Genomic DNA, 20,929 nt, shown 5'->3' on the forward strand with positions numbered 1-20,929 from the left:
CCCCCCCCCCCCCCCCCCCCCCCCCCCCCCCCCCCCCCCCCCCCCCCCCCCCCCCCCCCCCCCCCCCCCCCCCCCCCACGGCCGTCGGCGCCTGCACGCCGCGACGACACACCCCGACAACGAAGTGAGGTGACCCCTCGTGCAGCAAGTCCTCAGCGTCCTCGTCTCCGTCATCGGCGGACTGGCCGTCTCGTTCCTGATCTACCTCGGGCTGAACTTCCTGGTCTCGAAGACGCACGGCAAGTGGCACGGCCGACTGCTGCCCTACGTCTTCATCGGGCCGGTCCTGCTCCTCCTGCTCGTCTTCCTGGTCGTCCCGACGGTGCAGACGGTCATCCAGAGCCTGCAGAAGACGGACCAGTACGGGCTGACGTCCTTCGGCGGCCTCGACAACTACGTCTCGCTCTTCTCGACGCCGTCGTTCCTGTCGACCCTGTTCAACAACCTGCTCTGGATCATCGTCGTCCCGGCGGTGGTGGTCGTGATCGGCCTGCTCGTGGCGACCCTGGCGGACCGCCTCGGGCCGAAGCGCGAGAAGACGTTCAAGTCCCTGATCTTCCTGCCGATGTCGGTGAGCTTCATCGCGGCCGCGTCGATGTGGTCGTTCGTGTACGCGTACAACGCACCGGGACAGCCCCAGGTCGGCCTGCTCAACGGCATCTGGACCGCGATCACGCACCAGAACCCGATCCCGTGGCTGCAGAACGACTTCCTGCGCATGAACAGCTTCCTGCTCATGGCGGTCGTGATCTGGCTGAACGCCGGCTACGCGATGGTCCTGCTCTCCGCGGCGATCAAGGCCGTGCCCGAGGAGACGATCGAGGCGGCACGCATCGACGGTGCCAGCGAGCGGCAGGCGTTCTTCCGTGTGATCGCTCCCCAGATCCGCACGACCATCATCGCCGTCGGCATCACGGTCCTCATCACGGTGATGAAGATCTTCGACATCGTCTTCGCGATGACCAACGGGCAGTTCGACACGAACGTGCTCGGCGTCGAGTTCTACTCGCAGTTCTTCGCGTTCAACAACCCCGGGAAGGCGTCCGCCGTGGTCGTCATCCTCATCCTCGCCGTGGTGCCCGTCATCGTGTACCAGGTGCGGACCTACCGCGAACAGGAGGCCCTCCGATGACCGAGATCGTCCCGGTGGCCGGAGCCCCGGAGATCGTCGCGACGAAGCGCGAACGGGTCACGAAGACCAGCGCCGAGCAGCGTCCCCGCGTCCTGCTGAGCATCGTCATGGGCGTCATCGCCGTGCTCTGGATGGTGCCGGCGATCGGCCTGCTCGTCACGAGCTTCCGCACGACGACCGCCGCCCAGAGCACCGGGTGGTGGACCGTCTTCGGGAACCTGTTCGGTACGGAGTGGACCCTCGACAACTACTCGAACGCGCTGACGGGGGCGACCTCGGGGACCGGGCAGAGCCTGGCGGCCGAGTTCCTCAACAGCGTCGCCGTCGCGGTCCCGGCCACGATCCTGCCGCTCATGATCTCCGCGTTCGCGGCCTACGCGTTCACGTTCCTGCAGTTCCGGTTCAAGGAGTTCTACTTCGCGGTCATCGTCGGGCTGCTCGTGGTGCCCGTGCAGATCTCGCTGATCCCGGTCCTGCAGCTGTACAAGACGATCACGCAGGCGACCGGGCTGCAGATCACCGGCACCTTCCCGGCGGCGTGGATCGTGCACTCGGCGTTCGCGCTCCCGCTCTGCATCTACATCCTGCGGAACTACATGTCGACGCTCCCCGTCGCGCTCATCGAGGCCGCCCGCGTCGACGGCGCGTCGCACTTCCAGATCTTCTGGCGGCTCGCGGTCCCGATGTCGGTGCCGGCGCTGGCGTCGTTCGCGATCTTCCAGTTCCTCTGGGTCTGGAACGACTACCTCGTCGCGTACATCTTCATCGGCAACACGAACCCCGTGCTGCAGCAGGGCCTGCTCGGGCTGCTCGGACAGTACGGGTCGGGCTGGAACCTGGTCGCGGCCGGCTCGTTCATCGTGCTGATCGTGCCCCTCGTGGTGTTCCTGTCGCTCCAGCGCTTCTTCGTCCGTGGCCTCACCGCAGGGTCGGTCAAGTGAGCACGGAGACGGCGACGCAGTCCGACGTGCCGGCGACGGAGCGCACCCGGACCGAGCCAGCGGCCGACGGCGCTACGATCCGGCGCCCGCGGCAGCACTTCACGCCCGCCCGCAACTGGATGAACGACCCGAACGGCCTGGTCGTCCACGACGGCCGGTACCACCTCTACTTCCAGCACAACCCGGACGGGATCGACCACGGCACGGTCGGCTGGGGGCACGCGTCGAGCACCGACCTGCTCACGTGGACCGAGCACGAGGTGGCGCTCGAGGCCGACGCGGACGGGCAGGTCTTCTCGGGCTCCGTGGTGTTCGACGCGGAGAACACGAGCGGGCTCGGATCGGCCGAGCAGCCGCCGCTGGTCGCGATCTGGACGCAGGCCGCCGAGACCGAGCAGTCGCAGGCCCTCGCCTCCAGCACCGACGGCGGGTACCGGTGGTTGAAGTACCCGGGGAACCCGGTGCTGCGCCGCGGCTCCGCCGACTTCCGCGACCCGAAGGTGTTCCGGTACGAGGGCACGGACGGACCCTGCTGGATCATGGTCGCCGTCGAGGCCCAGGACCGCCAGGTGCTCGTGCACCGGTCGACCGACCTGCGCACCTGGACCCTCGTGTCGACCTACGGTCCCGCCGGTCCGGTCGGTGGCGTCTGGGAGTGCCCGGACCTCTTCCCCCTGACCGTCGACGGCGACCCCGACCGCGTGGTCTGGGTGCTGCTGGTCAGCCTCAACCCCGGCGGGGTCGCGGGCGGATCCGGTACGCACGTCGTGCTCGGGCAGTTCGACGGGGAGCGGTTCGTCCCGGACGAGCCGCTCCCCGCCGAGACCCGGTCGCCGGACGGGTCCTGGCGGCAGCAGTCCACCGAGGAGCTCGCGACGTACCGCTGGCTCGACCACGGTCCCGACTCGTACGCCGGCGTGACCTTCTCCGGTACGGGCCTCCGAGACCGGACGCTCGTCGCGTGGATGGACAACTGGGACTACGCGAAGGACCTGCCGACCACGCCGTGGCGCGGCGCGATGACCGCTGCTCGGGCCCTCGGCCTGACCGAGCGGGACGGACGCCTCGAGCTGGTGCAGCGGATCGTCGGCCCGACCGGTGCCGTGGACACGGTGCTCCGTCACGACGACGACGCGGCGAGCACCCACGAGCTCCCGGGACTCGTCCGCGTCGAGGTCGTGATCACGCTGCGCGGACCCGACGGTGTGGTCCGGTTGGAGCTCGACGACGCCGACGGCCGACGTCGGCTCGGCCTGCGCTACGACGCCGCCGACGCCTCGCTCCGGCTCGACCGTCCCGCCGTGCCGGGGCTCCCGGCGTCGTTCGGACGGCACGTGGCGTCGACGGTGCGACCGGAGGGCGACCGCGTCGCGCTCACCCTGTGGTTCGACGAGTCGTCGGTCGAGGTCTCGTCGGGTGCCGGCACCGGCTCGATGACGGCGCTGCTCGCCGGGTCGGCGACCGACGCACGCCGTCGCCTGCTGGTGGACCCCGGGCCGCACGCGGTCACCGTGACGGCATCCGCCGACGCGGACGAGGTGACCCCGGTCGGCTGACCCGACGCCGTGCCGGACGGGAGGCCCGTGGCGACGCCGCCACGGGCCTCCCGTCCGGCACCCGGTCCGGTCAGCGCGCGGTGCCCCGCTCCTGCTCGCCCGTCGCACGGTCCGGTGCGTCCGGCGCGTCGCGCCGTCGACCGCGCAGCAGGTCCGCCGACCGGATGAGGCGCAGCGACGTCACCAGCACGACACCGCCGAGCACGTTGAACACGAGCACGTAGCCGAACCAGGCGGCCCACTGGCCGTACGTGATCGACGCCCCCGCCTGGATGGCGCCGAAGACCAGCAGCGAGTCCAGGATCGAGTGGAAGAGCTGCAGACCGGCCAGCAGGAAGCCACCGGCGACCGCCGCGACGAGCTTCGCCGGGTCGGAGTCGGTGCCCTGCTGCATGCGGGTCACGAGGGTGATCGTGCTCCCACCGAGCACGGCGAGCACCGCGGTCTGCAGTCCGAAGGGGGCGTCGACGTAGTGCCGGGCGGACTCCTCGAGCACCGTGTGCCACTGCGGGAACGCCTGGACGACGAGCCACATCACGACCCAACCGCCGGCGAGGTTGCTGACCAGCGTCCCCGCCCAGAGCCGGACGAGCTGCCACACCGTGCCCTCCCGGGCGACGAGCGCCACGATCGGCACGAGGAAGTTCTCGGTGAAGAGCTCGCTGTGCGCCAGGTACAGCGCGACGAGCCCGATGCTGAAGGCGAGGCCCGCGAGCAGGTGGCTGTCGGTTTCGTGCAGGACGGCCAGGTACCCCATCACGCCGAGCCCGATCTCCAGGCCGCCGGCGAACCCGGTCGCGAGCACCACCCGCAGGGTCCGCTGCAGGCGTTCGGCCCCCTCGTCGACCACCGCGTCGAAGGACTCCTCGATCTCGTCCTCGACCGGGGCGTCGTTGTCGCCGACCTCGCGGCGTCGTTCGTCCGTCACCGTTCCGACGGTAGCCCCGGGCCTGCTGGGAGCCGACGACGGTGCGGATCGGGGCCCGGCGGACGCGCAGCGGGGTCGTGCCGCCACCGCATCTCTAGAACGGATCCTCACTTCTCCTGACGTCCAGCGCGGGCCTGCCGACAGGGGTCCCTGCGACCCGACGCACGCCCCGCCGAACCTCCGCCCCCGGAAGGGACCCCTCCGTGCACCTGGTCCGCACCGTCGTCGTCACGCTCCTGCTCGGCGGGCTCTCGCTCGCGCCCGTCGCCGCCGCGGACCTCGCGTCGGCGAGCACCCTCCCGACGGTCCTGCCGGACCCTGCCGCAGGGACCGGAGCCGCCGACCCGACACACCAGCCGGTCGACCGGGCCGTGGCATCCGCTCCCGGTGCTGCCGGCCCGCAGGTCGACGGCGTGCGCGTCGGGGCCGGCTCGTACGCGCCGACGCCGCCGGCGGAGATCGCGTCCGTCGCCGACGTGCGGAAGACCGTCGACCAGCACCTGTACGTCGACCCGTCGCAGGCGGGGAAGCCCGTCCCCACGAACCAGTGGTGGACCGACCTGCTCGTCAGCAGGTACTCGGGCGACATGTGGGCGTACCCGTTCGTGTCGTCGAACAGTGCGCAGGGGACGAAGGTGACCCTCCCGACGTCCTGGAACGCGGACGGCACCGCGATGCGGCTCGACGCGCCGGTCACCGTGGGCGGCACGGTCGACCCGACGCCGGACGCCTCCGACCGGGTGCTCGCCGACTTCGAGGACGGTCTGCCCGACGGGTGGACCACGACCGGTGACGCCTTCGCCGGGACCTCGTCCGGGACCGCGTCGGGGCAGAGCGCCGTGTCCGGCTGGCTCGGTGGTGGGTTCGTCGACTCGTTCACCGACCGCGACGGCGACGGCGCGACCGGCACGCTCACCTCGCCGGGGTTCACGGTCGACCGGTCGGCCCTCGCCTTCCTGGTCGGCGGGGGCCGACACCCCGGGGCCGAGGCAGTGCAGCTGCTCGTCGACGGCGCGGTGGTCGAGGAGGCGACCGGCGCGGACAGCGAGGAGCTGCGCTGGACGACGTGGGACGTCAGCGCGTACCGCGGACGGACGGCGCAGGTCCGGGTCGTCGACTCGCTCCGTGCCGGGTGGGCGCACGTCCTGGTCGACCAGGTGCTGCTCACGGACGCCCCGGACGGCATCGCGGAGCGCTTCACCACGGCGTTCTCCGCCGATCGGGCCGACGCCCTGCGCTGGGGCGACTGGAACGTGAGCTGGCGGATGCCGCAGGCCGGACCGGGCGGTCAGTACATGGACGTGACGAGCGTGCAGGGGTCGCCGTACGAGTGGTTCGAGTTCCACGGCATGACCCCGCGCATCACCCTGCAGGACGGCGCCGCGCTCACCGACGCCGACGGCCGCGGACTCACCGGGACGATCACGACCGACCGCTTCGAGATCCGGCAGGACGGGCACGTGTTCGGGGTGCACGCGCCCACCGGCACCACCTTCACCCGCTCCGGGAACGTGCTCGAGGCATCCGCGGGCACCCCCTTCCTCGTGCTCAGCGCGGTGCCCGAGCAGGGGCTGACGCTCGACGACCTGCACCGCACGGCCTTCGCCGTCCCGCGGGACACCCGGATGGACTACTCGTACGACCCCGCGGCGGGACAGGTCGAGCAGCGGTGGTCGCTGCAGACCGACGTGCTGCAGGGCTCGGACCACGACACCGTCCAGGGCTGGCTGCAGCACCAGTACGCCGAGGCGACGCACGACCTGTCGTTCACCGGAGCCACGTACGCGACGCCGCGCGGCACGATGAGGACGACCGTCGGGCACGACGGCTGGACGCTGCGGTACGCCTTCAGCGGACTGACCCCGATCGGCGCCGAGCCGGCGAGCACGGGCGACGACCCGTACCGCGAGGAGGTCATGCGGCAGTACCTGTCGGACTACGCCGCGAAGGAGACCTACGGCGGCGACACCTACTGGGGCGGCAAGGACCTGCAGCAGCTCGGCGCGTACATGAGCGTCGCGGACCAGATCGGCGACACCGAGGACGCCGACCGGATGCGGGCGACCCTCGAGCGCGCACTCACGGACTGGTACACGTACAGCGAGGGCGAGCGGGAGCACTTCTTCGCGATGTACCCGACGTGGAAGGCCCTCATCGGGTTCGGCGACTCGTACGGGTCCGCCCAGTTCAACGACAACCACTTCCACTACGGCTACTTCACACTCGCGACCGCGCTGCTCGGACGGGCCGACCCCGAGTGGGCACAGCGGTACGGCGAGATGGCGACCCTCGTCGCGAAGCAGTACGCGAACTGGGACCGGGACGACGAGCGCTTCCCGCACTTCCGCACCTTCGGTGTGTGGACCGGTCACTCGAACGCCGGCGGTGTGTCCTCGCCGGGCGGCAACAACCAGGAGTCGTCGTCCGAGGCGATCCAGTCCGAGGCCGGGCTGTTCCTGCTCGGGTCGGTGCTCGGTGACGAGGACATGCAGGCAGCCGGTGCGGTGCAGTACGTCACCGAGCGTGCCGCCGTCCGCGACTACTACCAGAACGCCCACGGCAACCCGGCGTCGGCGGCGTACGACGGCGACGGCGCGTTCCCCGAGGCGTACGACGCCGGACAGGCCGGCATCCTCTTCGACTCCGGGCAGGCCGAGGCCACGTACTTCTCCGGCGACCCCGCGTGGATCTACGGGATCCAGTGGATGCCGACCGCGCCGTGGTTCACGTACTTCGGGTGGGACCCGGACTTCTCGATGGCGATCATGCGGCAGATGATGGCAGCCCGGGGCGAGGTCGTCGGGCAGGACGGCGTCGTGGACGGCAACGCCGGGCACGTGCAGATGCTCACCAAGAAGTGGTGGGGCGTCGGTACCTACGGGGACGTCGCGATCACGCGGGACCGGCCGGCGGCGATCGGTGAGCTGCAGGACGCGATCCGGGCCGTGGAACGGAACCACCCGGGCTACGTGACCGCGAAGACCGCGACGAACCCCCTGTACGACCGGTCGACGGACACGCTGTACGTCTCGGTCGACGACGACGGCTCCGTCGTGTTCCCGTCCCGGTGGTGGACACCCGAGGCCCTGCCGGCGGCACTCGTGCCCGCGCAGCTCGACGGCTCGACGGCGGACCGGCAGCCGGGGGACTGGCCGGAGCCGTCGCCGCTCCTGCCGTTCCTCGTCACCGACTACCGGGCGGACCCCGACACCATCGGCCGGCTGTACGGCGTCGACCTGACCCACCACCGCCCGGGCGCCGACACCGCCCGCGCGGCCGCCGTCTTCAGCGAGATGGGCGATGCACTCGGCAACGTCGTCCTCGGGTTCCTCGCCCAGTACGACCCGGACACCTACGCCGACGTCCACGCGGCGCTCTGGGAGGCGCAGGACCCGACCGTGACCGGACAGTCGATGGCCGGGATGGTCTACCACCAGGCGATGTCGAACCGCACCGTCGGGCACGAGGTCACCGACCGCCACACGTCGAACCCGCTGAGCCAGGTGTTCCGCGCCGCCGACGGCACGTACTCCTACGTGATCGACAACGTCGACGACGTCCAGCACACCTACGACGTGTACGCGGGGCAGCGGGTCGTCGGGCAGATCGCGGTGCCCGCCCGGACGCAGATCACGTCGCACCTCGATGCCCGACTGGCGAAGGTCGTCGTCGGGACGGCGGGCGACCCGCGCACGCTCGCCCCGGGCAGCACGACCGCGTTCACCGCGACGGGCTACGACCAGTACGGCGCGACCGTGCCGCTCGACGACGTGCGGTGGTCGACGAGTGCGGGGACGATCGATCAGGACGGCACCCTGCACGCGGGGGCCGCGGCGGACCAGGTGTCCGTGACCGCGACCGTCGGCACGGTCTCCGACGCGTACGACGTCCGTGTCGCCCCGGCACCGGTGCTCACGGGCATCGCCGTGACGCCCGGCACCGCCCGTGCCGTGGTCGGCGAGTCGGTGACGTTCTCCGCCGAGGGCCACGACCAGTACGGTGACCCGGCTCCGCTGCCCGCCGACGTCGCCTGGAGCACCACCGCTCCCGGCACGGTCACCGGTGACGGGACCCTCACCACCACCGCGCCCGGCGCAGGCTACGTCGTCGCGACGGTGGGCGACGTCGAGGCCGGCGGGGTCGAGGCCGGCGGGATCGAGGGCAGCGCCGTCGTGTCGTCGATCGCCTCGGTCCCGGTGGTCGAGGGGACCACCGCGACCGCGAGCTCGACCGACGGGGGCAACACCGCGGCGAAGGCCGTCGACGGGGACCCCGCCACCCGCTGGGAGAGCGCGCACGGCGTCGACACGGTGGACCTGACGCTCGACCTCGGGTCCGCGCGGGACGTCGACTCCGTCCGGGTCACGTGGGAGAACGCCGCGGCGGCACGGTACGTCGTGCAGGTGTCCGACACGGACGACGGCCCCTGGCGGAACGTCCGCACCGTCACGAATGCGGACGCGTCGGTGGACACCGTGCCGGTCGGCGCGACCGCCCGCTTCGTCCGGCTGCACATGACCGACCGCCTCACCCAGTACGGCTACTCGGTGTGGGACGTGCAGGTGACCGGGACACCGGCCACCGCCGACGTGGACGTGCGCGACCTGCTGGTCGCCCCGCGCAGCGTCACGGTGCTGCCCGGCTCCTCCGTCCGGCTCGCCGCGTACGGGTTCGACGCCGACGGCTACGGCGGTCTGCTGACCGGTGACGCCCAGCCCGTCTGGACCGCGGACGACGGTGCGACGGTGAGCGCCTCGGGCACGGCGACCCTGCCGGACCGCGGCGGTGCCACCGCGACGGTCCGCGCGGTCCGTGGTGCGGCGACCGGGCAGGCCGTCCTCACGACCCTCGACCAGGGTGAGTCGCCCGCGGTCTCCCGCGACGTCGCCGTCGGCAAGCCGGTGACGACCTCGTCCGACGAGCGCGGTGACCTGTCCGGCGACGCCGCCGTCGACGACGACGACACGACCCGGTGGTCGAGCACGGCTCGCGACGGCGAGTGGCTCGCCGTCGACCTCGGCTCGGTGCTGCCGCTCGACCGCGTCGAGGTCCTCTGGGAGACGGCTGCAGCGGCGTCGGACCACGTCGAGGTCCGCGACCGGGCATCCGACCCGTGGCGCACGGTCTCGACGACGGCCGAGGGACGGGGCGGGACGGAGACGCACGACCTCGACGGCATCCGGGCCCGCTTCGTGCGCCTGGTGGCCGACTCGCGCACGACCCGGTACGGCGTCTCGGTGTGGTCGTTCCGGGTGTTCTCCACCGAGGGCACGCCGACGCCGGACCTCGCCCGGCGCGCCGCGGTCTCGTCGTCCGGCGACGAGTCGGCAGGCACACCGGCGCGCCACGCGGTGGACGGGGACCCGGGCACGCGGTGGGCGAGCGAGCACCGGGACGATGCCCGGTTCGACGTCGACCTCGGTGCGCGGCACGAGGTGCACGAGGCGACGATCCGGTGGGAGGACGCGTACGGCCGCGCCTACCGCATCGAGGGACGGGACGGGACGACGGGCGCGTGGACGACCATCGTCACCGTCACCGACGGTGACGGTGGCACCGACCGGGTCCCGCTGTCCGGTACGTGGCGGCAGATCCGGTTGCAGGGTGTCGACCGGGCGACGCCGTACGGGTACTCGACGTACGCCTTCGAGGTCCGGTAGCGCGGGCGGCGGGCGGAGGACGACGTCGCCGCCCGCCCGCCTCGTCAGCCGAGCGCTGCCGCGAGCAGCTCGTCGACGAGCTCGACGTAGCCGAGGCCCACCGCCGCGTACATCCGCGGGACCTGCGACTGCTCGGTGAAGCCCGGCGCCGTGTTCACCTCGTTGAGCACCACCCCGTCACCGGTGACGAAGAAGTCGAAGCGGGCGACCCCGGCGCAGCCCAGGACCTCGTAGAGCACGGCGGCGGCACCGGTGACCGCTGCGTGCTCGGCGACCGACAGGCCGGCCGGGATCCGGAACGGGGCGCTGCCGTCGTACTTCTGTTCCCGGTCGAAGACGCCGCGCCCGTCGGTGGCGATCTCCAGTGTCGCGCCGCACCGCAGGACGCCGGACCGGTCGCGGAACAGCGCCACGTCGACCTCACGCCCGGCGACGAACGACTCGACGAGCACGGTGCCGCCGGCGGAGCGTGCGTGCTCGATCGCCGCCGTCAGGTCGTCGTGCCGCCGGACCAGGGTGACGCCGTTGCTCGACCCGGCAGACGTCGGCTTCACCACGAGCGGGGGTGCGGACGGGACGGCCGCCGCTGCCTCGGTCGCCGACACCGCTGCCGCGACGCGCACGGCGGGCGCGCAGGCGATGCCGACCGCGCCGGCGACCGTCTTCGTCACCCACTTGTCCGCCGCGAGGGCGCCGGCTCGGACCGGTGAGCCGACGACGGGCACGCCGACGAGGTCGAGCAGCCCGGCGACGGCGCCGTCCTCGCCGTGCTCGCCGTGGAGCAGCGGGAAGGCCGCGTCGCAGGACGTCAACCGGGCGACGGCATCGGCCGGGGACAGGAGCGCCCCGCCCTCGTCGTGCCACGTGCCGTCACGGCCGACGGTCAGCGGGACCGCGGTGTGGCCGCCGGTGCGGAGTGCGGCGACGACGGCCGCCGCGGAGGCCAGGGACACGTCGTGCTCGTCGTTCGCGCCGCCGCCGATCACGGCGACGCGGTGGTGTGGTCGGTCGGTCACGGGTGCTCCTCGGTGCTCGGATTGGTGCTGGTGCTGGTGCTGGTGCTGGTGCGGTGCACGCGGGCGACCCGGCTGCCGATCCGCGTGACGAGCTCGTGCGGGATCGTCCCCGCCCACGCCGCCCACTCGGCGACGGTCGGTTCGCCGCCGTCCCCGGGGCCGAACACGGTGACCGGTTCGCCCGGGGACGTGCGTTCGGTGCCGGTGTCGACGACGACGCTGTCCATCGAGAAGCGCCCGACGACCGGACACCGGCGCCCACGGACCAGGACCTCGGCCCGGCCCGAGGCAGCGCGGGGGAGACCGTCGCCGTACCCGAGCGGCAGCAGCGCCAGGTTCGTCGCGGACGCGGTCGTGCTCGTCCCGCCGTACCCGATGCGGGTGCCCGCCCGCGCCGAGCGCGAGGACACGACCACGGTCGTCAGTGACAGCGCCGGCCGCAGCCGGTCGGTCGTGCCCGAGGGGTCGATGCCGAAGAGTCCGGCGCCGATCCGGTGCAGGTCGAACCCGGCCCCGACGCCGGTCAGCGTGGCAGCGGTGGCCGCGAGGTGCACCGTGGACGGGGTCAGCCCGCGGCGACGGGCGGTCCGGACGGCGTTGCCGAAGAGCAGGCGTTCGCGGACGTTCTGGTCGTCCTCGGGGCGGTCCGCCGAGGACATGTGCCCCATCACGCCGACGACCCGGACCGCGCCGGTGCCCTCGGCCTCGCGCGCCAGCGAGCACAGCGCTGCCCAGTCGGCCGGCGCACACCCCTCGCGGGCCATGCCGACGTCGACGTGCAGGTGCACCCGTGCCGCGCGACCGACGGCGCGTGCCGCGACCACGACGGCGACCAGGACGGCGGGGTCGGCGACGGCGAGCGCGACGTCGGCGCCGACCGCCGCGGCGAAGTCCGCGTCCGGTGGGTTCAGCCAGCTCAGCACCGGTGCGGTCACGCCCTCGGCGCGGACCGCGAGCGCCTCGTCGACGCTCGTGACACCGACGGAGCCGGCCCCGGCCTCCAGGACGGACCGTGCGACCGCCCCGTGCCCGAACCCGTCGGCCTTGAGCACCGCCATCAACCGTCCGCCCGTCAGGGCGGCGAAGAAGGTCGTGTTGGCGCGGATGGCGTCGTCGTGGACCGTCAGGAGCGACCCGGACGCGGTCACTGCTGCATCCGCGGGTCGCCGGTCGGGTCCCAGTACTTGCGGGGGCACCCGTCGGAGGGGGCGTCCGGCCGGAGCTCGAAGTGCCACGCCTCGTTGTCGTAGACCTGGCAGAGCCCGTACCGAGCGCCGTTGTCCTGCAGCCAGGTGGCCGCATCCCAGTCCCCGATGTCGATCGCCTCGCCGCGGACGTGGAGCGACGTCTCGGGCGTCGAGACCCAGCGCGCCGCCTCCTGCCGCGAGCCGTACTCGGCGACGGCGTCGTCGAGGAGTCGTTCCTGGAGCGCGGGGGAGCGCCAGCCGCTGTTCACGACGAAGCGCACGCCCTCGCCCTCGGCGTCCCGGGCAGCGCGACGGACCGCGTCGAGCAGGTCCGGCTGCAGTCGTGCGACCGCGGGCAGGTCGTCGTCGAAGACCGACGCGCCGGACGGCACCTCGCCGGCGGCGGATCCGGTGGCGGCGCCGGCCGTGCCGTCGTCGTGTGTGCCGGCGGAGGCGCCGGTGAGGCCGTGCCCCGGTGCGCCGCCGGTCGCTCCGGGGCGGCCGGAGACGGCGGACAGCACGACGAGGACGACGGCGACCGCCGCGACGAGGGCGAGGAGGACGACGACCAGGACGGCCCCGGTTCGTCGCGGTCGTGCGGGGACGGGGACGGAGGGAGGAGCGGGACGGTGCTGCATGTCGACCAGTGCAGCGTGGACCGTGTCGTCGGAGCGTACGCGTTTCCGCATACGCTCCCGACACGTACCGCCGCCTAGCATCGGTGCCGTGCGTGTGCTGATCCTCGAGGACGAACCCCTGCTCGCCGAGGCCGTCCGCGACGGCTTCCGCCTCGAGGCCATCGCGGCCGACGTCGCGCAGGACGGGGACGCCGCGCTCGAGCTCCTCGCGCTGAACCGCTACGACGTCGCGGTGCTCGACCGGGACGTCCCCGGGCCGACCGGCGACGAGGTCGCCGCACACCTGGTCGCGACCGACGCCGGCGTCCCGGTGCTCATGCTGACCGCGGCCGACCGACTCGACGACAAGGTCTCCGGCTTCGCCGTCGGTGCTGACGACTACCTGACGAAGCCGTTCGCACTGCGGGAGCTCGTGCTCCGCGTCCGCGCGCTGGCACGGCGGAGCGGCGAGCACCGCCCACCGGTCCTCGAAGCGGCGGGGCTGCGGGTCGACCCGTTCCGCCGCGAGGTCTTCCGCGACGGCCACCACGTCGCCCTCACCCGCAAGCAGTTCGCCGTGCTCGAGGTCCTCGTCCGCGCCGGTGGCGGGGTGGTGAGTGCCGAGCAGCTGCTCGAACGCGCCTGGGACGAGAACGCGGACCCCTTCACGAACGCCGTCCGGATCACGGTGTCGGCGCTCCGCAAGCGTCTGGGGGAGCCGTGGGTGATCGCCACCGTGCCGGGCGTCGGCTACCGCATCGACACCGACGGACCGCGTGCCGGCGGCGTGACGGACGGCGGCTCGTGACCGACCGTCGCCGCGGCGCCAGCGTGCGGGTGCGACTCGCCCTCAGCTACGCGGGGGTGGTGGTGCTCACCGGAGCGCTGATCCTCGCCGTGGTCTGGGTGTTCCTCCTGCGGTACGTGCCCGTCGGGAACCTGGCCACGACCGACGGCTACGTCCCCGACCGTTCCGACCTCGTCCGTGCGTTCGTCCCCGCAGCGGCCGCGGTGTCCGTGGCACTCGTGGTCGTCGGGCTGGTCGGCGGGTGGTTCCTCGCCGGCCGGGTGCTGGCGCCGCTCCAGCGGATCACCGACACCACGCGACAGGTCGCGGCCGGGTCGCTCGCGCACCGCGTCGCGCTCCCCGGTCGACGCGACGAGTTCCGTGACCTCGCCGACGCGTTCGACGGCATGGTCGGGCGGCTCGAGGCGTACGTGGCGGAGCAGCAGCGCTTCGCGGCGAACGCGTCGCACGAGCTGCGGACGCCGCTGGCCACGACGCGCGCGCTGCTCGAGGTCGCCGCCCGCGAGCCGGACCGCGACCCGGCCGGGGTCCTCGAGCGGTTGCGGAACGTGAACGAGCGGGCGGTCGACCTGACCGAGGCCCTGCTGGTGCTCGCACGAGCCGGCCGGGAGCTCCCGGACCGCGAGCGGGTGGACCTGTCGCTCCTGGCGGACGAGGCCGTCGAGACCGTCCTGCCCCTCGCCGAGGCGCGGGGCATCGACGTCGAGCCCGTCACGGCGACGGCGTGGACGACCGGCTCGACGTCCCTGCTGCTCCAGCTCGTGACGAACCTCCTGCAGAACGCCGTCGTCCACAACGTCGGCCCGGGGCGGGACGGCTGGGTCCGCGTCAGGACGGGCACCCGGCAGGGCGCGTCGGTCGTCGTGGTCGAGAACCCCGGTGCCGTCGTGCCGGCCGCGGTCGTCCCGACCCTCACCGAGCCGTTCCAACGGGTGGCCTCGCGGCGGCGCGAGGACGACGCCGGCGCCGGTCTCGGTCTGGCGATCGTCGCGGCGATCGTGACCTCGCACGGTGGCACGCTCGACGTCGCCGCACGTCCGGAGGGCGGTCTCGTCGTCGAGGTGGCACTGCCCGCCGCGGGGTGCCCGGCCGGGCCGTCCTCTGCCGCGTGAGCGCCGTCGTGCACGGGAGCCGGGCCGCTCCGTGCGAGGATCGGTCGGTGCAAGCAACGCCCGTCGCCGTCGTCATCGCCGCGATGACCGAGGAACTCTCCGCCGTCGCCACCCTGCTGGGTGGTGTCGTCATCGACGACGGGCCGGTGGGCGGACACGACGAGCACCACCTGCTCGACGTCGGCGGATCGGTGGTCGCCCTCCGCCGCAGCGGCATCGGGTTCACGAACGCGACGGCCGCCGTCGCGCACTGCTTCCACGACTTCGGCACCGTCCCGGTGCTCAGCGTCGGGACCGCCGGCGGGCTCATGCGCGGCATCGAGATCGGTGACGTCGTCGTCGGCGAGCACTACGTGAACATCAACGCGGACGCGACGGCGTTCGGCTACGCGCTCGGGCAGGTCCCCGGGATGCCGCCGCAGTACGCGCCCGACTCCCGCATGCTCGCCCGCGCCGCCGCTGCTCGGACGCCGTACCGCATCCGATCCGCGACCATCGGCTCGAGCGAGGTCTTCGTCACCGAGGGGCGCGCCCGTGCGCTGCGCGAGGTCTTCCCCGCGGTCGCAGCGGTGGACATGGAGTCCGCGGCCATCGCGCAGTTCACGCACGTGCACGACATGCCGTTCCTGTCGATCCGTGGGATCAGCGACCTGTGCGCACCGGACGGCGACGAGTTCCGGGAGCACCTCGACGACGCGTCGGCACGCGCAGCGCGCGTGGCGCACGACGTGCTGCTCGACCTGGCGGCCTGAGGCGGCGCCCACCAGCGACCACCGCCGCCCACCGGACGGGAGGCAGGGCACCCGTCGGTCCCGCGCCTCCCGTCCGTCGGTCGCCCGCGTCGGACGCGCGTGCCGGCAGACCGGGTGAGCGCCGGGTCAGCGACGCCGGCGGCTGGCGATCAGGCCGCCGAACACCAGGACGACCGCGATCACGAAGACGATCAGCTGGGCCGGTTGGAACCCGTCGAGGTCCATGGTGCACTCCTTCCGTGCACGGGACGTCCGCGCTCGCATCGACCCGAACGGTAGGACGCGGTTCCTGTACGCGTCGAGGGGACGGGGTACGACTCCTGCACGACAGCCGGTCTCCGCACACTCGTGCACGGTTGGGCGCCAGCCGAGTGCCTCGACGCTCCGCCGGTGCGATGATGATCCGCGGCCGTCGCCCGGACGGCCCGGACGGAAGTGACGAGCGTGACCGAGACCCGCTCCCCGGCGCCGACGAGCGACACCGTCGACGACCCCTCGCACGGGCCGGCGAAGGGCATCGCAGCCCTCGCCCTCACCGCCCTCGGCGTCGTGTTCGGCGACATCGGCACCAGCCCGCTGTACGCCCTCCGCACGGTGTTCACCATCGACGGCGGCATCGTGAAGGCGAACCAGGAGGACGTCTACGGCGTCATCTCGATCATGTTCTGGAGCGTCACGATCGTCGTGTCGATCAAGTACGTGCTCGTGCTCATGCGCGCCGACAACGACGGCGAGGGCGGGGTCATGGCGCTCGCCGCACTGGCGCGCCGGCTCTACGCGAAGCGGCGCGGGGGCGCGACGGTCTTCCTGGTGATCGGCATCATCGGTGTCTCGCTCTTCTACGGCGACTCGGTCATCACCCCGGCCGTGTCCGTGCTCTCCGCGGTCGAGGGGCTCTCGACCGCGGCGCCGTCGCTCGAGCACCTCATCGTGCCGATCGCGGCCGTCATCCTCGTGCTGCTGTTCCTCGTGCAGCGGTTCGGCACCGGCAAGGTCGGCAACCTGTTCGGTCCGGTGATGCTGCTCTGGTTCGTGGTCATCGCCGCGGCCGGCGTCCCGCACATCGTCGCGCACCCCGGCGTGCTGCAGGGGCTCTCGCCGACCTGGGCGATCTCCTTCCTCGTCGCCCACCCGTACATCACGTTCGTGGCGATGGGCGCCGTCGTGCTCGTCATCACCGGGGCCGAGGCGCTGTACGCGGACATGGGCCACTTCGGCCGTCCGGCGATCCTCCGCGCCTGGTTCTTCGTGGTGTTCCCGGCGCTCGTGCTCAACTACCTCGGCCAGGCGTCGCTGGTGCTGCAGGACCCCTCGGCGGCGAAGGACCCGTTCTTCCTGCTCTTCCCGGACGCCCTGCAGATCCCGGTCGTCGTGCTCGCGACGATGGCCACGGTGATCGCGAGCCAGGCGGTCATCTCCGGCGCCTTCTCGCTCACACGCCAGGCCGTCCAGCTCGGGCTGCTGCCGCCCCTGACGATCCGGCAGACCTCGCGGGAGGAAGGCGGCCAGATCTACCTGCCGGCGGTCAACCTGCTGCTCTTCATCGGTGTCCTCGCGATCATGCTCGCCTTCCGGTCGTCGGCGAGCCTCGCCACCGCGTACGGGGTGTCGGTGACCGGCGCGCTGGTCGTGGACACGCTGCTGCTGCTCCTGGTCGTCAAGCCGCTCTGGCACTGGGCGACGTGGAAGCTCGTGCTGGCCGCGGTGGTCTTCGGCGGGCTCGAGCTGACCTTCCTGGCCGGCAACCTGTCGAAGATCGTGCACGGCGGTTGGGTCCCGCTGCTCATCGCTCTCGCGGTGATCACGCTGATGACGACCTGGCGTCGGGGACGGCAGCTCGTACAGGAGGAACGCAAGGAACGCGAGGGGTCGCTCGCCGAGTTCATCGAGCGCATCAACACGAAGCACGTCCCACGGGTCGAGGGCATCGCGATCTTCCCGCACCCCAACAAGGAGACGACCCCGCTGGCGCTCCGCGCGAACGTCGAGCACAACCACGTGGTGCACCGGACCGTGATCATCGTCTCGGTGCTCACCGCGAACGTGCCGCACGTGCCGCACGCCAAGGCGTTCTTCCGCGACGACCTCGGGTACGAGGACGACGGCATCGACCACATCACGGTGAAGTTCGGGTTCTCCGACGACCAGGACCTGCCGCGGGCACTGCACGCCGCGTGCCTGGCCGAGGTGCTCGACGTCGATCCGGAGGCGATCGCCGGGGCGTCGTACTTCATCTCGCGCGGTGCGCTCCGACCGCAGGCCGGCAACCGCGGCATGGCGCGCTGGCGGAAGAAGCTCTTCGTCGGGTTGGCGCACAACGCGGCCGATCCGGCAGCGCGCTTCGGGCTGCCGGCACAGCGCACGGTGACGATGGGCAGCGACGTCGAGCTCTGAGCGCCGTCCGTGCGGCTGAGCACCGTCCAGGCGGACGGCGTAGCGTCCGACGGGTCGTTCCGCCACCCGGGCTCCTGCGGCACCGAACGGAAGCCGCACCATGGCACACCGGAACGACCTCACCTGGCGTCAGGACAGCGACGCCTCCTGGACGGCGTGGGCCGACGGCCGCGTGCTGGCCCGCATCACGCTCCAGCGGCAGTACGAGCTCGAGTCCGAGGACGGATCGGTGCGCGGGTCGCACAGTGCCCTCGGCAGTGCGCAGGCGCAGCTCGAGGCCTGGTACCAGTGGGAGACCGCGGTCGGCGACGCCTGAGGCCACCGTCCCTCGGCCGGACCGGGCCGCCGCAGCACTCCGCCCGGTCGCGGTGACGACCTGCCGGCCACGTCCACAGCGCGCCAGGAGGACCGCGCGGACCGTGCCGTCGGGGGAGCCCGGCCGGGTCAGTGTGCGCGGCCCCGCAGGCGACCGACACCGAGCACGATGCCGACCACGACCATGCCGAGCACGAGCCCGAACACGGCCGACACCGCGGTGTCGACGATCCACGCGACGACCGGGCCGGCGGCCTCGACCGCGTGCTCGACCACGTGCAGCAGTTCCTCCGGGCCCGCCCAGAACGTCTCCGCCAGGTTCGCGATCACCAGGTGCCCACCGACCCAGAGCATGGCGACCGTGCCGACGATGCTGATGACCCGGAACACCGTCGGCATCGCGCGCACGATCCGCGCACCGGCACGGCGGGTCCGCCGGGAGTCGTTCTTCATCATCTGCAGGCCGATGTCGTCGACCTTCACCAGGAGCGCCACGGCGCCGTAGACCAGGGCCGTCATCCCGAGCCCGATCAGCGCGAGGGCACCGACCTTCGGCCAGAAGTCGAGCCCGGTGTCCAGGCTCGACAGGGCGATGAGCATGATCTCGGTGCTGAGGACGAGGTCGGTGCGCACGGCGCCGAAGACGAGCTTGGGCTCCGTGGTCGGCTGCGCGTCGCCGGCGGCCTCGTGGTGCACACCGAACCACTCGGTGACCTTCTCGGCGCCCTCGAAGCACAGGTACGTGCCGCCGATGACGAGCAGCCAGGGCAGCACCCACGGGGCGAACGCCGACAGCAGCAGCGCCAACGGGATGATGATGACGAACTTGTTGAAGAGGCTGCCGAGCGCGATGCGCCCGACGACGGGGAGTTCGCGAGCCGGTTGCAGTCCCTGGACGTACTGCGGAGTGACCGCCGCGTCGTCGATCACGACCCCCGCGGTCTTCGCGCTGGCCTTGAGGGCCGCGGAGAGGATGTCGTCCACCACGGCGAGCAACCCGACTGACATGTCGCTCACCCTACTGGAGCGGTCACCGGCGTCCGTCCCGCGCCCTCCCACCGGCCGGCGCTTCCCCCAGATCGGGGTACGTGCGACGGCGGGTCCGCGCCGACATCCGCGGAGCGGCGCGCAGTCAGACCGTTCTGCTCGCGCGAACGGGGTACGCCGCTGGGGGTTGCCTGGCAGCCGCCCGTCGTTCCACTGACGGCAGCCCTTCCCGAGCCGACACAGCAGGGCACACCGAGCACCACCACCACGGTCCGCCGACGCCACCCACGTCGGCGCCCACAGGCAGGAGCGCCCCTTGCAGTCCTCGATCGTCGCAGCCCTCACCGTCGCCGTGCTCGCAGTCGGCGCGGTCGCCGATGTCTCGGCTCCCCCCTCCGCGTCCGCCGCGCCGACGTCGATCACGACGACCTCCGCCCCGAAGGGCACCGTCGTGTCGAACGGTCGGACCTGGAAGCAGACCTACCGGCAGGACTTCGCCACGGCCGCGCCGGCCGGCAAGGTCGCCGCGAAGTACCCGGGCATGGGCCTGTACGACGGGTTCTCCGACACGAGCGGTCAGGGGCGCTACACACCGTCGAAGGTGCTGAGCGTGCAGAACGGTGCGCTCGACTTCTGGCTGCGGTCCGACCGCGGTCAGCCGCTCGCCGCGGCCGTCATGCCCGACGGCTACGCGCCGCACCGCACCGGCCGCGTCTCGATCCGCTACAAGACCACGAAGACCCCCGGGTACAAGTTTGTCGTGATCCTGTGGCCGTCGAGCGACCGGTGGAACGAGGGCGAGATCGACTGGCCCGAAGCGGCCCTCGGCGCGAAGCCCCGACCCGCGTCGGCCGTCCCGGGCAGCCTGCGGAACGGCGCCATGACCTTCCAGCCGGAGCGTGAGACCTTCGCGGCCACCGACACGAGCAGCTACCACGTCGCCACCACCGAGTGGGACAGCAAGGTGGTCCGCTTCTTCTGGGACGGCAAGCTGGTCGCGTCGACGACGAAGGCCGTGCCGACGAAGCCGATGCGGGTCACGCTGCAGGCCGAGACCGACACCGGTGGGCGCGTGCCGGCGGGCGCCTCGGGGCACGTGAGCGTCGACTGGATCGCGATCTACGACTGACGGGAGGCGCGGTGCCGGTGAACGGGACCGCCCACCGGCACCGCGCCTCCGGGCTCAGCCCGCGGTGCGACGGGCGGTCAGCCGACCGCGGCCCAGTGGCAGTGCGCCGCTGCGGTAGGCGAAGCCGTCGGCATCGCCGACCGTGCCGCTGGCGGTGCCGAAGTGCCACAGGCGGTTGAAGCAGGAGACGCCGATCCGGGTCGACCCGTCGTCGGCGACCGCCCACGTGCCGGTGCCCCACTGGGCCGGGTGACCGACGCCGTCGATCGTCACCGTCGGTCGGGCTCCCCAGGTCAGCAGGGGGCGACCGAGGTCGAGGGTGATCCGGCGCTTCGTCGTGCCGGACGGCTGTGGGGTGTCCATGCGGTCAGGGTACGGGCGTCGGCACCCTGAAC

Annotated in this window: 16 protein-coding genes; 10 read left to right on the plus strand and 6 right to left on the minus strand. The window is 72.5% G+C overall.

Translation table 11 applies throughout. From position 1 onward, the window contains the following. The first annotated feature begins 139 nt into the window (after nucleotides 1-139). From PIJ49_RS07100 to PIJ49_RS07110, 3 genes are read left to right on the plus strand one after another with little or no spacing between them, the layout of a single operon-like run. Nucleotides 140-1,132, plus strand: a complete 993-nt coding sequence (locus PIJ49_RS07100; RefSeq protein ID WP_066652333.1) for a carbohydrate ABC transporter permease — start codon at nucleotides 140-142, stop codon at nucleotides 1,130-1,132. Next, nucleotides 1,129-2,073 (plus strand): carbohydrate ABC transporter permease, encoded by a 945-nt coding sequence (locus PIJ49_RS07105; RefSeq protein WP_209683910.1) that lies wholly within the window; start codon nucleotides 1,129-1,131, stop codon nucleotides 2,071-2,073. The genes PIJ49_RS07100 and PIJ49_RS07105 overlap by 4 nt, the downstream gene beginning before the upstream one ends. Continuing rightward, on the plus strand, nucleotides 2,070-3,629 hold the full coding sequence (locus PIJ49_RS07110; protein WP_271826191.1) for a glycoside hydrolase family 32 protein: 1,560 nt from the start codon (nucleotides 2,070-2,072) through the stop codon (nucleotides 3,627-3,629). The genes PIJ49_RS07105 and PIJ49_RS07110 overlap by 4 nt, the downstream gene beginning before the upstream one ends. Before the next feature lie 70 nt (nucleotides 3,630-3,699). Here the strand turns inward: PIJ49_RS07110 and PIJ49_RS07115 are convergent, their stop codons facing one another. After that, nucleotides 3,700-4,557 (minus strand): formate/nitrite transporter family protein, encoded by an 858-nt coding sequence (locus PIJ49_RS07115; protein WP_066652338.1) that lies wholly within the window; start codon nucleotides 4,555-4,557, stop codon nucleotides 3,700-3,702. A gap of 203 nt (nucleotides 4,558-4,760) precedes the next feature. Between PIJ49_RS07115 and PIJ49_RS07120 the strand changes: the two genes are divergently transcribed. Continuing rightward, nucleotides 4,761-10,217, plus strand: coding sequence for a discoidin domain-containing protein (locus PIJ49_RS07120; protein ID WP_271826192.1), 5,457 nt, complete (start codon nucleotides 4,761-4,763; stop codon nucleotides 10,215-10,217). A gap of 44 nt (nucleotides 10,218-10,261) precedes the next feature. Here PIJ49_RS07120 and PIJ49_RS07125 read toward each other — a convergent pair whose 3' ends face one another. Genes PIJ49_RS07125 through PIJ49_RS07135 form a run of 3 tightly spaced genes read right to left on the minus strand, consistent with a single transcriptional unit; the run spans nucleotide 10,262 to nucleotide 13,058 of the window. Next, nucleotides 10,262-11,233, minus strand: coding sequence for a D-alanine--D-alanine ligase family protein (locus PIJ49_RS07125; RefSeq protein ID WP_271826193.1), 972 nt, complete (start codon nucleotides 11,231-11,233; stop codon nucleotides 10,262-10,264). Beyond that, nucleotides 11,230-12,381 carry an alanine racemase gene (gene alr, locus PIJ49_RS07130; protein ID WP_271826194.1) on the minus strand — a complete coding sequence of 384 codons (1,152 nt, stop codon included), beginning with the start codon at nucleotides 12,379-12,381 and terminating at the stop codon, nucleotides 11,230-11,232. The genes PIJ49_RS07125 and alr overlap by 4 nt, the downstream gene beginning before the upstream one ends. Next, nucleotides 12,378-13,058, minus strand: coding sequence for a M15 family metallopeptidase (locus PIJ49_RS07135; protein ID WP_209683889.1), 681 nt, complete (start codon nucleotides 13,056-13,058; stop codon nucleotides 12,378-12,380). Before PIJ49_RS07135 ends, alr begins: the two co-directional genes overlap by 4 nt. Nucleotides 13,059-13,146: 88 nt before the next feature. Here PIJ49_RS07135 and PIJ49_RS07140 point away from each other — a divergent pair, with 88 nt between their 5' ends. From PIJ49_RS07140 to PIJ49_RS07160, 5 genes are all read left to right on the plus strand, one after another. Beyond that, nucleotides 13,147-13,845 (plus strand): response regulator transcription factor, encoded by a 699-nt coding sequence (locus PIJ49_RS07140; protein ID WP_209683887.1) that lies wholly within the window; start codon nucleotides 13,147-13,149, stop codon nucleotides 13,843-13,845. Beyond that, nucleotides 13,842-14,957: a sensor histidine kinase gene (locus tag PIJ49_RS07145; protein ID WP_271826195.1), complete on the plus strand. Its 1,116-nt coding sequence runs from the start codon at nucleotides 13,842-13,844 to the stop codon at nucleotides 14,955-14,957. The genes PIJ49_RS07140 and PIJ49_RS07145 overlap by 4 nt, the downstream gene beginning before the upstream one ends. 47 nt (nucleotides 14,958-15,004) lie before the next feature. Continuing rightward, nucleotides 15,005-15,709: a 5'-methylthioadenosine/S-adenosylhomocysteine nucleosidase gene (gene mtnN / locus PIJ49_RS07150; protein ID WP_066652353.1), complete on the plus strand. Its 705-nt coding sequence runs from the start codon at nucleotides 15,005-15,007 to the stop codon at nucleotides 15,707-15,709. A gap of 444 nt (nucleotides 15,710-16,153) precedes the next feature. After that, nucleotides 16,154-18,103, plus strand: a complete 1,950-nt coding sequence (locus PIJ49_RS07155) for a potassium transporter Kup (RefSeq protein WP_251160559.1) — start codon at nucleotides 16,154-16,156, stop codon at nucleotides 18,101-18,103. Between the two features lie 100 nt (nucleotides 18,104-18,203). Next, entirely contained in the window at nucleotides 18,204-18,419 is a 216-nt protein-coding gene (locus PIJ49_RS07160) for a hypothetical protein (RefSeq protein WP_271826196.1), read from the plus strand. 128 nt (nucleotides 18,420-18,547) lie between these two features. Here the strand turns inward: PIJ49_RS07160 and PIJ49_RS07165 are convergent, their stop codons facing one another. Further along, nucleotides 18,548-19,426, minus strand: a complete 879-nt coding sequence (locus tag PIJ49_RS07165; protein ID WP_271826197.1) for a DUF808 domain-containing protein — start codon at nucleotides 19,424-19,426, stop codon at nucleotides 18,548-18,550. 295 nt (nucleotides 19,427-19,721) lie between these two features. On the opposite strand from PIJ49_RS07165, the gene PIJ49_RS07170 reads away from it, so the two are divergent. Further along, a complete protein-coding gene (locus PIJ49_RS07170; RefSeq protein WP_271826198.1) occupies nucleotides 19,722-20,534 on the plus strand; it encodes a glycoside hydrolase family 16 protein in 813 nt (270 codons plus the stop codon). A gap of 54 nt (nucleotides 20,535-20,588) precedes the next feature. On the opposite strand, the gene PIJ49_RS07175 is transcribed toward PIJ49_RS07170, so the two are convergent. Further along, nucleotides 20,589-20,897, minus strand: a complete 309-nt coding sequence (locus tag PIJ49_RS07175) for a hypothetical protein (protein ID WP_066652360.1) — start codon at nucleotides 20,895-20,897, stop codon at nucleotides 20,589-20,591. Nucleotides 20,898-20,929 lie beyond the last annotated feature (32 nt).

It is taken from the genome of Curtobacterium uvaldense, from assembly GCF_028307415.1.
Lineage (GTDB): Bacteria > Actinomycetota > Actinomycetes > Actinomycetales > Microbacteriaceae > Curtobacterium.

Coding starts and splice junctions, on each gene's coding strand:
- PIJ49_RS07175 (WP_066652360.1), bottom strand. CDS start 20,897: ATGGACACCCCACAGCCGTCCGGCACGACGAAGCGCCGGATCACCCTC.
- PIJ49_RS07160 (WP_271826196.1), top strand. CDS start 18,204: ATGGCACACCGGAACGACCTCACCTGGCGTCAGGACAGCGACGCCTCC.
- PIJ49_RS07135 (WP_209683889.1), bottom strand. CDS start 13,058: ATGCAGCACCGTCCCGCTCCTCCCTCCGTCCCCGTCCCCGCACGACCG.
- PIJ49_RS07165 (WP_271826197.1), bottom strand. CDS start 19,426: ATGTCAGTCGGGTTGCTCGCCGTGGTGGACGACATCCTCTCCGCGGCC.
- PIJ49_RS07105 (WP_209683910.1), top strand. CDS start 1,129: ATGACCGAGATCGTCCCGGTGGCCGGAGCCCCGGAGATCGTCGCGACG.